Genomic DNA, 12653 nt, shown 5'->3' with positions numbered 1-12653 from the left:
ACAACATTCACACTTAGCTACCTCTTAGGTGGCTCTCCAGACCGTATGCGAACCCGACCTGGCTCCACTGTGATGATGGCCCTATGGCTTAGTTCATCTCCGTACTGATCTAGTATACGGAGACACACGGAACCTTGCTGTTGAGCCTGGAAATTGACCAGCCGCACAATGCCAGAATGGGCTTGCCCCCGTACAATCGTGAGCTCGCCAAAGTCCTTATCGAGAGTTATTAGGACTCGGTTCTCGGAATGGGCCCTGGAAAGGATTTCCTCATCACCTGGGTCAGTGTCCTAATTGCCGGCCCAAATAACATCATGGCCGGCTTCAGAAAGGAGTTTGGTAGCACCACCCCATACACATGCGTCCAAGAGCAGCCGCAAGGACTAGGACTCGATGGTCAGAGGTTCGATGCGCTCGCGGCCTACGGTACGGCGAGCATAAACGAGGCAGGCCTGAATGTCTTCAGGCTCAAGCCAAGCATAGCCCTTGAGGATGGTCTCAGGGGTGTCACCGGCCGCCAGCATACCCAGTACGTGTTCAACGGCGAGACGATGGCCCCGAATAACAGGCTTACCGCCAAAGATTTTGGGGTTCACGATGATGCGCTCTAACAGCTTGGCCTCGTTCATAGACCGCTTCAGTTCTATGCTGGCAATGGCGTCATTTATTCTACCAGGAGTTCTGGATTCCAGCTTCCGCTGGAATGACGAGAATCCCCATCCTTTATCCTTCCCCCACAAGGGGGGAAGGTAGGGGACATGGAGCTACCTTACAAACGCATCCTTGATTCCGCCATCCAGCGGGAACATAGCGCCGGTGGTCTTGGCGGCGCGGCTGCCGGCGAAGAGCACCACGATCTCCGCGACATCGGCGGGGGTGATCTGGACCTTAAGCATGTTGCGCTGGCGGTAGAAGTCCGGAAGCTTCTCGACGGTGGTGCCGTGGGTCTTGGCACGCTGCTCCATGATGTCGCGGGACCAGAGCTTGGAGCCTTCAAAGACGGCGTCGGGGTTGATGATGTTACACCGGATGCCGTGGGATGCGTTTTCCAGGGCTATGACCTTGCCTAGCTGGGCCTCGGCGGCCTTGGAGGCGCTGTAGGCAGAGAAGTCGTTGCCGGGGGAGGTGATGTTGCGGGTGCCGATGAAGACGATGCTGCCGCCCATGCCCTGCTGCCGCATGAGCCGTACCGCCTCTCGCGACACCAGGAAGTGGCCGGTGGCATTGACATCGAAGGAGCGCTGCCAGTCCTTCAGCGGCAGGTCGTGGACGGCGCCGGCGGAGGCGATGCCCGCGTTGGAGACCAGGACATCGAGGCCGCCGTAGGCCAGTCGAAGCTGTCGGAAGGCGTCGGCGACATTCTCTTCGTTGGTCACGTCCATGACGCAGGCGGCGGCCCGGTTGTAGCCGTGCTTCTTGTTCAGCTCCTCGGCCAGCTTATGGACGCCATCAGCGTCGATATCGGTGAGGAAGACGTGGGCGCCGTCGGCGGCCAATCGCCGCGCGATGCCGAGGCCGATGCCGCTGGCGGCGCCGGTGACCAGGGCGACTTTTCGAGATAGCTCGCGGTCGGGCGGAAGCAGAGTAAGCTTGTACAGCTCCATGGGCCAGTACTCGACGTCATAGGAATCTTTATCGGACAGCGAGGAGTAGTGGCCGATGGCCGAGGCGGACTTCAAGACGCTGATGGTGTGGTGGTAGATGTCGCCGGCGATGAGGGCGGCGCGGGCGTCCTTGCCGGTGGACCACATACCCAGGCCCGGCGCGAGGATGACGCGAGGGTAGGGGTCCAGCATGGGGTGCTTGTTGTCTGTGTTGGCCTGGTACCAGGCGGCATAGTCGTCGGCGTACTGGTCGGCAGCGGCCTTTATCTGCTTTTTGGAGGCTTCTATATCGTCAGGATTGTCCAGTTCCACCCACATCGGCTTAATCTTGGTCTGGAGGGTGTGGTCGGGAGTGGCAGGGCCGATTTGGGATAACTCGGCGGCCTCCTTGGAATTCACGAATTCGAGGATGTCCGCCGCGTCGTCGTATCGCAGGACGACACCTTGCTTCCGGCTGACGGCGCCTCGCAGGGTGGGGGCCAGGGCGGCGGCGAGGGCGCGGCGGCGGTCGTCGGGGAGGGCGCGGGACTTCACTACGTTGAACACGGCCTTGCCGCGAGACTTGGAGACGATGTACTCCTCGGCCTTAGTGACGATGTCAATGTGGCGGTCGTAGGTCTGCCTGGCGTCGCCGCCCCAGGTGAAAAGGCCGTGGTTGATAAGGATGATACCGTCAACTTTAGGGTTGGCTTTGACGGTCTGGCCGACGAGCTTGGAGAGCTTGAAACCGGGGCGGATATACTCGACCCAGGAGACCTTTTTGCCATAGACGGCCTTGAGGATGTCCAGGCACTCGCGGGTGTTGGTCAGCGATACAATGGCGTCGGCGTGTGAGTGGGCGACGCTGTTGAAGGGGAGGAAGGCGTGGAGCAGGGTCTCGATGGAGGGCCGGGGCGCCTTGGGGTCCAACATGCACATGCCGAGGTACTCAACCATCTCATCGTCGGTCATGGCGTCGCGGTCGAAGAGGGCCAGGGTGTCGTCGAGGCGTAGGCTGGGGAAGTGCTTGCGCTCAATGCTTTTCATGTCCGAGCCGGAGCCTTTGACGACGAGGGCTTCGACGTGGCGGCCTCGGAAGTCCTTGACAGTGGACTTAATCGACGTGTTGCCACCGCCCCAGACCACCAGCGACGTGTCAGCGCCGATGAGGCGGCTTTGATAGACCAGGGTGTCGAGTTCGTTCTTGCCCTGGGCTTCGGACTCAGACCAGAGATTGCGCATGAAGGCCCTCCAGAAGATGGTGCGTGGTTATTATGGCGGATAGAGGACGGATGCGCCAAGAGTGGAGGGGAACAGAGGCGGAACTGCTACATCAACAAGGCTTCTTTAGGCACCAGCTTCTTCTCGATAGGGTCTACTATAAAGAGGAAGGCTTCAAGTGTATGAGCCCCTATCAGCACCGGAGTGTTTTCCGGCCCGAAGAAGCAGAGAATGGGAAGCCTTTTGCCTTCAAGCTGTACTTCAACTTGGCCTAGCTGCCACTGCTCGGTGCGGCCATCAGCAAATCGGACGGGGATGGTCTGGAGAGGCATAACACCCAGTCGCCGCAGGACGGAGGAAGGCGCGACAGTGAACATGGCGCCAGTATCTACAAGGCCATCGAAGGTCTCGGTGTGGCCATTGGCAGTGGCGTGGAAGGTGATGGGTTTAGAGAATATTCCCATAGTGTCTTAATAATAACACTTCGGAAAAATTGAGCGCCATTTGATAGACTTCACGCATCGCCTAAAGGAGTCAGTCATGACCCTTTTTCTGACCGACCAGGACGTGGACAAGCTGGTGAACATGGACGACATGCTGCCAGCCATCGAGGACATGCTGCGACACTATGGCAAGGACGAGGGGTACAACCTGGCGCGCCGCCGCGTCATGTCGCCGACGGGGGAGCTGGCGGTGATGGCAGGCGGGCTGTTCTACCAGGGCGTGTTTGGGGTGAAGGTCTATACGGTGGTAAAGGGCGGCTATAGCTTCCACGTTTCGCTGTACGACGCTTCGACGGGGCAACTGCTGGCCTTTATGCCGTCGAATCGATTAGGGCAGCTTCGCACTGGTGCGACGACGGGCGTGGCGGTGAAATACCTGGCACCGAAAAAGGTGGCGACGGTGGGTATCATCGGCACAGGACACCAGGCCCCGACGCAGTTGGAGGCGATATGCAAGGTGCGGCAGGTATCCAGTATCAAGGCTTGGAGTCCAAACTCGCAGAGGCGGCGGGAGTTTGCGTCGCGGGCCAGCAAATCGTTGGGCGTGAAGGTTGAGGCGGTGGAGACGAACCGCGAGGCGGTGGAGGACTGCGACCTGGTGGTAGGTATCGCGTCCAACATGGAGCCGGTGGTGGAGGGCGCGTGGCTGAAGCGCGGTGTGACGGTGGTGGGAGCAGGCCCGGCGACGTGGCGGGCGCAGGAATTGCATGAGGCGGCGCTGCTGAAGATGGACCGGATATATGTGGACTCGATTGAACAGGCGCCGTACGAGGCGGGGGACATGGCGAGGGCAGTGGACAAGGGGCTGCTGCAATGGCAGTCGATTATAGAGCTGCGAAGGGTGGTGGCGGGGGCAGCGCCTGGCAGAAAGAACGACGGCGAGTCGATTTACGTCAAGCTTATGGGGACGGCGGTGGCGGACGTGGCGGCGGCGCGGCTGGTGTGGGAGCGGGCGAAGGAGAGGAAGATGGGAAGGGAGATATAATTATATAAAAACGGGACGGATATGATCGAGGACCAAGCCGCCCGGAAAGAATTCAGCAAAGCCGAGGTAACAGACCAACTCCGCGCGCTGGGAGTGAGGCGGGGCGGAGTGCTGCTGGCGCACACATCGTTTCGCGCCGTACGCCCCATTGAGGGAGGGCCGCTGGGGTTGATCGATGCGCTGTGCGGGGCCCTCGGCCCCGACGGCACGCTGGTCATGCCTTCATGGACGGGCAACGACGACGAGCCCTTCGATCCCGCGAAGACACCCGCGTCGCCAGACCTAGGCGTGGTGGCGGACACCTTTTGGCGGCAGCCCGGCGTGCTGCGAAGCGACCACCCGCAGGCTTTCGCGGCGGCCGGTCCGCAGGCGACGCTGATAACTTCCGACCCCCTGCCCATTCCGCCCGCCATCCCCGAAAGTCCGGTGGGGCGAGTACACCAACTGGACGGCCAGGTGCTGCTCCTGGGGTGCGGCCACGACGCCAACACCACCCTCCATCTGGCGGAACTCCTGGCGGGCGTTCCATACCGCATTCCAAAACATTGTACCGTTATTAAGAACGGACGCCTGGTCCGAATCGACTTCGGGGAGAATGACCATTGCTGCGCCCGCTTCGCTTTTGCCGACGAGTGGCTGCGAGAGCGGGGACGGCAATTGGAGGGGCGCGTAGGACACGCTTATGCGCGGCTCGCTAGCTCTCGGGACATTGTAGAAGCCGCGGTGGAACACCTGGGCCGCGAACCGCTGCTGTTCTTGCATCCTCCAAGTGAGGGCTGTGGGGAGTGCGACGAGGCTCGAAAAAGCACATATGCCTAGAATTCAGAGGGAGGTGGATGAACATGGTCACAACGTGGCTGGACGCTATGCGGCCTGTAGTCCGAAAGGTCATGGGGGAGTATGAAGTCCCAGGCATGATAACCGCCATCGCCAGGGGGAATCGCCAGCCTGAGTATCTAGTAGTCGGCACGGATGGAGCTGGGACTGCTCTGAAGGAGGACACGCTGTTTCCTGTGGCGTCGATAACCAAGCTGGCTACGGCGCTGGCGGTGCTGCGGCTGGCGGCGGCGGGGAAGCTGACGGTGGACGATATGCTGTCGAGGCACCTGCCGGAGGCGGCGGCGGCGAAGCCTGGCGTGACACTACGGACGCTGATGAGCCACACCAGCGGGCTGCCGGTGGACCTGGCGGAGGGCGCTGCCCCCTACAAAAAAGGCCTGGACTGGCCCAAGCTAGCTAAGGCATGCCTGGCGACACCGCTGGCGGAAGAGCCAAAAACACGAGTGAATTACAGCAACCTAGGGCCTGGACTGCTGGGGATGATTGTGGAGAGGATGACGGGCAAGCCTTTCAACGTGGCTCTGGAAGACCTGGTGCTGGGACCGCTGGAGATAGAGGGTTATTTAGGTGTAGAGCCGCCCCGGACGCCGGCAAAAATTGTCGGCGATTTTGGCGAGCACCAGGGCACCGAATTGGAGTCTTTCAACTCGTCCTTCTGGCGGTCGCTGGCGATGCCCTGGGCCGGGCTGGTAACTAACGCGTCTGGGGCGCTGACGCTGGCGCGGGCCTTCGCGGGCGCGCCGGAGGGGTTCCTGCCGCCTGCCCTGCTATCGGAGGCGACGCATGACCAGACGGGCGGGCTGGGCGGCGAGATGTTTATGTTAAGGTGGCCTCGATTCCCCTGGGGGCTGGGGGTGGAGGTGCGGGGCGACAAAGCGCCGCACTTCACGCCGGAGGAGACTTCGCCCTCGTCTTATGGGCATATAGGGACCAGCGGCTGCATGGCGTGGCACGACCCGGAGGCAGAGGTAAGCCGGGCGATGCTAGGACCGCGCTTGTTCATAGACTGGGTATGGGGGTGGCCGGAGATTGGGAAGGAGATACTCAAGACAGCTCGGTAGCGGGAAAGGGCGCCGTGATAAAGCGTCAGGGCCAGGGCGTCAAAAAAGACAGATACGCCCTGGCCCTAAGTCTTTGGCCTTCTATGATCGTCTGATTGGAGACGCCTAGCCTGGCCGTTGCACCACAAATCCCGCCGGTATGCCCAGGCTTGTCCTGACAGCGGGGCCGTTCAGGGCCTTATACACCGCCTCCGCATCCTTCTGAGTGACAGGCTGGGCAGGCGTCCTGGAGTACACTTCCTCGACCACCTGAGCGGCTTTCGAGTCGGCGCTGCCTACGGCGGCGCGGATGGTCTGGAAGAAGGCCCAGCCTTCCGCCAGGTGTATTTCTTTAACCTTAGCATCGGTATCGTTGGCCAGCCGAGCGGCGTACCTGAGGGAGGCGAGGTAAAAGATGGTGTTGATGTAACCTCGGGCCTCGTCAGCGCCCCTGGCCAGCTTCTGTGCGTCGCCGGCGCGGGAGGCGGCGAGCGCCCTGCTCAAAGCCGACTGGATGCCGCTGTCCAGCTTGCCGACGATATTAAAATCGCGCTCGCGTTTGCGGGCGGTGGAGGAGAGGGAGTAGGGGCGGTCGCCGGTGGCGTCGGCGGCGCCGGCGTAGTAGGCCCAGGCCTCGTCCATGTTGTGAGGAGCGCCCTTGGCGTCGTCGGTGTTGCCCTTCTGGACCTTCATCCTGGCGGCCTCCAGCTCCTCCAGGACCTCTCCATAAATGACGGCCTGGATGCCTTTTAGGGCCACCTGACGGCGGGGTTGGCGGCAATGGCGGCGATGGTGCGATTGGAGCCGTCGCCGCGCTGGGAGTTGCCTCCCTTTTCGTAGACCTTCTTGACGGCGGCCCAGTTGACGGAACCGGCCTTGACGCCCTGGGCCAGAAGACCTTCGATGTCCCGGGTGTCTAAGGCCAGTTTAAGCTGCGGCTCTACGTTGCTGACGGGGGTGTAGGTCGACACATTAAGTCTCCTTTGATTCTTGCCTTTACTGAGGCCGATACACGGTACTCTTGGGACGGAGAAATAACAAGTCAATTAGCCAGCAGACAGAGGCCTTTTTACCATGCCCGCCTTTGGACCGGGGGCTTGGGACAGACTGGATGGACGATGGAGCAGTTGGAGAAGAAAACTGAGCTGTAGCGGCTATTTTGTTATTTCAGCAAACCGTCTACTGGGACAAGGCGTTGGTTAACCGGATCGGGGGCAAGGAGGAAAGCTTCCATCGCAATGGCCCCCAAGAGTGGGGTTGCGTTGTTAGGGCCAAAGACCACGGGGACTACTTCTTCTAGGCCATCCAGACGCATAAGTACTCTGCCCACGGGCATAGAAACTGTGCTCTCATCGGCCAGCCGGAACCTGACTTCACGGACGACCTCTATACCCAGTTCCTGCAGGTATTGACGTGGCACCAGGCTAAAGGTCGCACCCGTATCCACCAGCATAACAAGCCGCAGCGAGCGGCGGTCACCAACTTTTCCTATCTGTACAGGAACGTTGAAAGTACCGATAAACCTTCTTTCTATACTTTGGCGGGACTAATAAAGGCGTTCATTTTTTCGAAAGCTGAAGGTTTTCTATGTTCCGTCTCGCAAATACTTATCCATAGACTCCACGCTGTAGCCGGCGTCCTCGGACAGGAGGCTTTCGGCGGCGACGCGGGCGGTGTCCAGGGAGGTGTAACAGGGAATGCGGCGCTCGGCGGCGGCGCGGCGAATGTAGAAGCCGTCGCGAAGGGTGGTGGCGACGTCGCTGACGGTGTTGATGACAGCCTGGACCGTGCCGTCGTTAATGACATCGACGACGTTGGGGTGGCCTTCCTGGAGCTTCTTGGTGATCATAGTCACGCCGCCACCCATGGCCTCGATCATGGCGGCGGTGCCTTCGGTGGCGTAGAGCTTGCAGCCCGATTGCAGCAGGTCTTTGACGATGCTCATGGCCTCAGCCTTATCCCTGTCGGCGACGCTGATTAGCACCGACGACTTGGCCGCCAGGGTCATGTTGGAGGCGGCGAGGGCTTTGGCGAGAGCGGGGCCGAATTTGTAGTCGAGGCCCATAACTTCGCCGGTGGACTTCATCTCAGGCCCCAGGTACCAGTCCACGCCGATGAGCTTGGACATGGAGAAGACCGGGGCCTTAATGGCGACGATCTTTTGCCGCTTCCACAGTCCGCCCTGATAGCCCATGTCCTTGAGCTTCTTGCCGAGGATTATCTTGGTGGCGAGATGGACCATGGGTACGCCGGTGACCTTGGAAATGAAGGGCACGGTGCGGCTGGAACGGAGGTTGACCTCCAGGATATAGACGGTGGTGGCACCGCTCTCGTCTCGCGGCTGGCGGGGGCTGCGGTAGGGCCGCCCGCCGACGATGACGAACTGGACGTTCATGAGGCCTTTGACGCCCAGGGCGTTGCCGATGCGGGTAGTATAGTCCACGATGGTGTTGACTTCGGCGGGCGTGAGGTTGAGGGCGGGGTAGATAGCCATGGAATCGCCGCTGTGGACGCCAGCGCGCTCGATGTGCTCCATGATGCCGGGAATGAGGACGGTCTCGCCGTCGCAGACGGCGTCGACCTCGCACTCCTTGCCCTCCATGTAGTGATCAACGAGGACGGGCTTGCCGGTCCCGACGGAGGTGGCGGCGGTGAGGTATCGAATAAGTTCGGTGGCGTTGTGGACAATCTCCATGGCGCGGCCTCCGAGGACGTAGCTGGGCCGCACCACCACGGGATATCCGATGTTCTGGGCTATCTTCAGGGCTTCCTCCACGGAGGTAACAGCGGCGCCCGGCGGCTGGGGAATGCCAAGGCGGGCCAAAAACTCCTCGAAGCGCCGGCGGTCTGAAGCTATGTCTATGGCTTCTGCGCTGGAACCGAGGATAGGCAGTCCGGCCTGGCCCAGAATCTGGGACAGGTTAAGGGCTGTCTGCCCTCCGAACTGGACGACGGATGCGGGCGGCGCGCCGTTGTCAGTCTCGTTATCGATGATGTCCCGCAGCGCCTCGCCGTCCAGAGGCTCGAAGTAGAGGCGGTCGCTGGTGTCGAAGTCGGTGGAGACAGTCTCAGGGTTGGAGTTGACCATAATGCTGCGCACGCCCTCCTCCTGCAAAGCCCAGGCAGCGTGGACGCTGCAGTAGTCGAACTCGATGCCCTGGCCGATGCGGATGGGGCCGCTGCCGATGACGATGGCCTTCTGGCCGGGCAAGGGTGGGGCCTCGTTCTCCTGGTCATAGGTGCTATAAAAATACGGCGTGACAGCCTCGAACTCTGCGGCGCAGGTGTCGACCATTTTATAAACTGGGCGGATATCCCACTGGCGGCGGCGCTCGCGGACCTGGTCGGGGAGGAGGTCGGAGAGGCGACCTACCTGCTCGTCGGCGAAGCCCAGGCGCTTGGCGCCGCGAAGCAATTCCGGCGTCAGGTCTTCGGACAGCAGACGGCGCTCCATGGCGTGAATGCGGGCCAGGGCGTGGGTAAACCAGGGGTCGATGCCGCTGGCGGCGGAGAGGGCCTCGGGGGTCTGGCCGCGGCGCAGGGCAGTCATGAGGACCCAGAGGCGGAAGTCGGTGGGCTTGCGGACAAACTCGCCAGCCTTGAACTCGCCGTTCTGGCTCCACTCGGCATCCTCCCACAACAGCGAGCGGCCACCTACTTCCAGGGAGCGGACGGCCTTTTGCAAGGCGGCCTCAAAGGAGCGGTCGATAGCCATAACCTCGCCGGTGGCCTTCATCTGAGTGGAGAGGGTGCGGTCCCCGGCGGGGAACTTATCGAAGGGCCACCGTGGAATCTTGACGACGCAGTAGTCCAGAGCAGGCTCGAAGGCGGCCTTGGTCTTCTGGGTGACGGCGTTGGGGATTTCGTCCAGCCGCCGACCCACGGCGATTTTGGAGGCGACGCGGGCGATGGGGTAGCCAGTGGCCTTGCTGGCGAGGGCGGAGCTGCGGCTGACGCGGGGGTTAACCTCGATGACGTAATATTCAGAGTCAGGTTCCCACTGGCCGTGGAGACTTTTTTCGATGATGGGGTGGGGCCGCAGGCCGAACTGGATATTGCAGCCACCTTCGATGCCCAGGGCGCGAATGATTTTTAGGCTGGCGGAGCGCAGCATCTGGTACTCTTTGTCCGTCAGCGTCTGGCTGGGCGCGACGACAATGCTGTCGCCCGTGTGGACGCCCATGGGGTCCAGGTTCTCCATGTTGCAGATGGTGATGCAGTTGTCAGCCCCGTCCCGCATAACCTCGTACTCGAGTTCGCGCCAGCCCTCCAGGGACCGCTCGATAAGCACCTGGTGGATAGGACTGGCGGCGAGGCCGTCCTTGGCAACCTCCTCGAACTGCCGGCGGGTGCGGGCCATGCCGCCGCCGGTACCGCCCAGGGTGTAGGCGGGCCGGATGACCAGGGGAAGGCCCAGCTCTTCCAGGGCTGCCAGGGCTTCCTTGAATGAAGATACCGACTTGCTGGGCGGCACAGGCTCGCCGATGCGGAGGAGAAGCTGCTTGAAGCCTTCGCGGTCCTCGGCGGTGCGGATGGTCTGGAGGGGGGTGCCGAGGAGCCGCACGTTGTACTTGTCGAGGATGCCGGCGTCAGCCAGGTCCACGGCCAGGTTGAGGCCTGTCTGGCCGCCCAGGGTAGGGAGGAGGCCGTCGGGGCGCTCCTGGGCGATGATACGCTCGATGACGGGAACGGTCAGCGGTTCGATATAGACGATGTCGGCGATGCCCTGGTCGGTCATTATCGTGGCCGGGTTGGAGTTGACCAGGACGGTGGTGACGCCCTCCTCTCGGAGGGACTTGCACGCCTGCGCGCCGGCGTAGTCGAACTCCGCCGCTTGCCCGATAACGATAGGCCCCGACCCGATAACCAGGACCTTTTTTGGTTTGTCCGCCATAACGCCCGCTTTCTCAGGCGCTCTTGGAAAAGAACGCCAGCATATTCCTGCTCACTTCCCGTCCGCCGCGGCGGACGGAACCGAGGGCAGTGCCCGGCGGGCTGGTTAGGGGACCGGGGGCTTTAGGCTACGGGGACGGCGCCAGGGAGCTTGATGTATCCCCGCTTCTGGAAGACGTTAAGAGTCTGGAAGATGAAGCTGGAGAAAAGCTTGGTGTCCTGGTCGCTGGGGCGGTCCTGGCCCTGATGCCACTCAGCGCGGGGCGGCACCTTGAACATGATGTCCCCGGCTTCCGTGCGCCCAATGACCAGATGGCCCACCGTGTTGTCCAGGGTCTTCAAGGACTTGAGATCCCGGGGCTTTACCAGCAGCTTCCACTCGCTGCCGATAATTCCTTTGCCGGAGATGATGCGGTAGCCGTAGTCGCCGCAGGCGAAGGAGGGGATCTCCTTGTCCACAAAGTCCAGGACGTCGTCCAGGTCCGCGTTAAGTTTAAGCTCTACTCCCTGGTCCAGAAGAAACTGTCCGAACATATAGCCTCTGTCCTCCATTGACGCGGCCACAGGCCGCAAAATGAAACCCTCAGGACACGAAGGGCCTTCCCAAGGGACGTGGCTATACATTCTGACCCTTTAACCTCCTTGTCTTCAAGAAATTTTCAAGCCGCCTTGCCCCAGTTTTGCCGCTTCCACCAGCCCGATGAAGCGGTCAAACAGATACTCGTTGTCCTTGGGCCCTGGGGATGCCTCGGAGTGGTACTGGATAGTGATGAGGGGGTGTTCCCGGTGGGACATGCCCTCCACGGTGCCGTCGTTGAGGTTGAGGTGGCTGACGCGCAGGCCTGACGGCAAGGTGTCGCCGTCGACGGCGTAGCCGTGGTTCTGGGCGGTGATATAGACGCGGCCCGTGGCCATGTCCTTAACAGGATGGTTGGCGCCGCGATGGCCAAACTTGAGTTTGAAGGTCTTGGCGCCCAGCGCGCGCCCGACGATCTGATGGCCGAGGCAGATACCCAGGATAGGCACCCGGCCAATGAGCTTGCCAGCGTTGGCGACGGCGTAGTCCAGCAGGGCAGGGTCGCCGGGGCCGGGGGAAAGGACGATGCCGTCGGGTTTCTGGGAGAGGACGTCTTCGGCGGAAGCGGAGGCGGGGACGGCGATGACCTCGCAGTCACGCTGGCGAAGAAGCCGCAGGATGTTGTACTTAAGGCCGTAGTCGTCCACCAGGATACGGTGCTTGGGCCTGTCGGCGCCCTCGGTATCCCAGTGGTAGGGTTTGTCGGTAGTGACGGTGCGGACAAAGTCCACGTCGTCGTATCGCGGGAGGTCGCGGAGGCGGGCGAGGGCCTCTTGGGGCGAGTCGAGGGTGATAACGCCCATCATAACACCTCGATTGCGCAGGCGGCGGGTTATGGCGCGGGTATCGACGTCGTAGATGCCGGGGACGCCCTGGGAGGCCAGGAATTCGTGGAGGGTGCCGCGGCTGCCGGCGCTGCTGGGGGTGTCGGACTGCTCGCGGACGACGAAGCCGGCGGCCTGGATGCGGCGCGACTCGTCGAAGCCCTGGTGGATGCCATAGTTGCCCTGA

The 12653-nt window shown here is 61.8% G+C and carries 12 protein-coding genes and 1 pseudogene; 3 read left to right on the top strand and 10 right to left on the bottom strand.

What is annotated here, in order from left to right; genetic code table 11:
* Positions 1-17: 17 nt before the first annotated feature.
* The 4 genes and pseudogenes from FJ320_03125 to FJ320_03110 all read right to left on the bottom strand — a co-directional run bounded on the left by FJ320_03125 (position 18) and on the right by FJ320_03110 (position 3268).
* A pseudogene (locus FJ320_03125) lies at positions 18-380 on the bottom strand (toxin-antitoxin system, toxin component, PIN family protein).
* A 3-nt stretch (positions 381-383) separates the two neighbouring features.
* A complete protein-coding gene (locus FJ320_03120) occupies positions 384-629 on the bottom strand; it encodes a DUF433 domain-containing protein (protein MBM3924968.1) in 246 nt (81 codons plus the stop codon).
* Positions 630-764: 135 nt separating this feature from the next.
* The gene (gene rhaD, locus FJ320_03115; GenBank protein ID MBM3924967.1) at positions 765-2825 is read right to left on the bottom strand and encodes a bifunctional rhamnulose-1-phosphate aldolase/short-chain dehydrogenase; all 2061 of its coding nucleotides are present in this window, start codon (positions 2823-2825) and stop codon (positions 765-767) included.
* Positions 2826-2911: 86 nt separating this feature from the next.
* The gene (locus FJ320_03110; protein ID MBM3924966.1) at positions 2912-3268 is read right to left on the bottom strand and encodes a hypothetical protein; all 357 of its coding nucleotides are present in this window, start codon (positions 3266-3268) and stop codon (positions 2912-2914) included.
* Positions 3269-3344: 76 nt separating this feature from the next.
* Here FJ320_03110 and FJ320_03105 point away from each other — a divergent pair, with 76 nt between their 5' ends.
* The 3 genes from FJ320_03105 to FJ320_03095 are packed head-to-tail and all read left to right on the top strand — an operon-like array spanning position 3345 to position 6193.
* Positions 3345-4292: an ornithine cyclodeaminase family protein gene (locus tag FJ320_03105; GenBank protein ID MBM3924965.1), complete on the top strand. Its 948-nt coding sequence runs from the start codon at positions 3345-3347 to the stop codon at positions 4290-4292.
* A gap of 21 nt (positions 4293-4313) precedes the next feature.
* Positions 4314-5111: an AAC(3)-VI family aminoglycoside N-acetyltransferase gene (gene aac(3) / locus FJ320_03100; GenBank protein ID MBM3924964.1), complete on the top strand. Its 798-nt coding sequence runs from the start codon at positions 4314-4316 to the stop codon at positions 5109-5111.
* Between the two features lie 17 nt (positions 5112-5128).
* Positions 5129-6193, top strand: coding sequence for a beta-lactamase family protein (locus tag FJ320_03095; GenBank protein ID MBM3924963.1), 1065 nt, complete (start codon positions 5129-5131; stop codon positions 6191-6193).
* Between the two features lie 105 nt (positions 6194-6298).
* Here FJ320_03095 and FJ320_03090 read toward each other — a convergent pair whose 3' ends face one another.
* From FJ320_03090 to carA, 6 genes are all read right to left on the bottom strand, one after another.
* Complete coding sequence (locus FJ320_03090; GenBank protein ID MBM3924962.1) at positions 6299-6931, bottom strand: hypothetical protein; 633 nt, start codon at positions 6929-6931, stop codon at positions 6299-6301.
* Positions 6922-7143, bottom strand: coding sequence for a hypothetical protein (locus FJ320_03085; protein MBM3924961.1), 222 nt, complete (start codon positions 7141-7143; stop codon positions 6922-6924). Before FJ320_03085 ends, FJ320_03090 begins: the two co-directional genes overlap by 10 nt.
* A 191-nt stretch (positions 7144-7334) precedes the next feature.
* On the bottom strand, positions 7335-7625 hold the full coding sequence (locus FJ320_03080; protein MBM3924960.1) for a Retroviral aspartyl protease: 291 nt from the start codon (positions 7623-7625) through the stop codon (positions 7335-7337).
* A gap of 132 nt (positions 7626-7757) precedes the next feature.
* Positions 7758-11066 carry a carbamoyl-phosphate synthase large subunit gene (gene carB, locus FJ320_03075; protein MBM3924959.1) on the bottom strand — a complete coding sequence of 1103 codons (3309 nt, stop codon included), beginning with the start codon at positions 11064-11066 and terminating at the stop codon, positions 7758-7760.
* Between the two features lie 122 nt (positions 11067-11188).
* A complete protein-coding gene (locus FJ320_03070) occupies positions 11189-11599 on the bottom strand; it encodes a hypothetical protein (protein MBM3924958.1) in 411 nt (136 codons plus the stop codon).
* A gap of 114 nt (positions 11600-11713) precedes the next feature.
* On the bottom strand, positions 11714-12653 hold a 940-nt coding region (carA, locus tag FJ320_03065; GenBank protein ID MBM3924957.1), incomplete at its 5' end, for a glutamine-hydrolyzing carbamoyl-phosphate synthase small subunit.

Source organism: SAR202 cluster bacterium, from assembly GCA_016872285.1.
GTDB lineage: Bacteria > Chloroflexota > Dehalococcoidia > Lucifugimonadales.
This window is presented reverse-complemented; position numbering and strand designations above follow the sequence as displayed.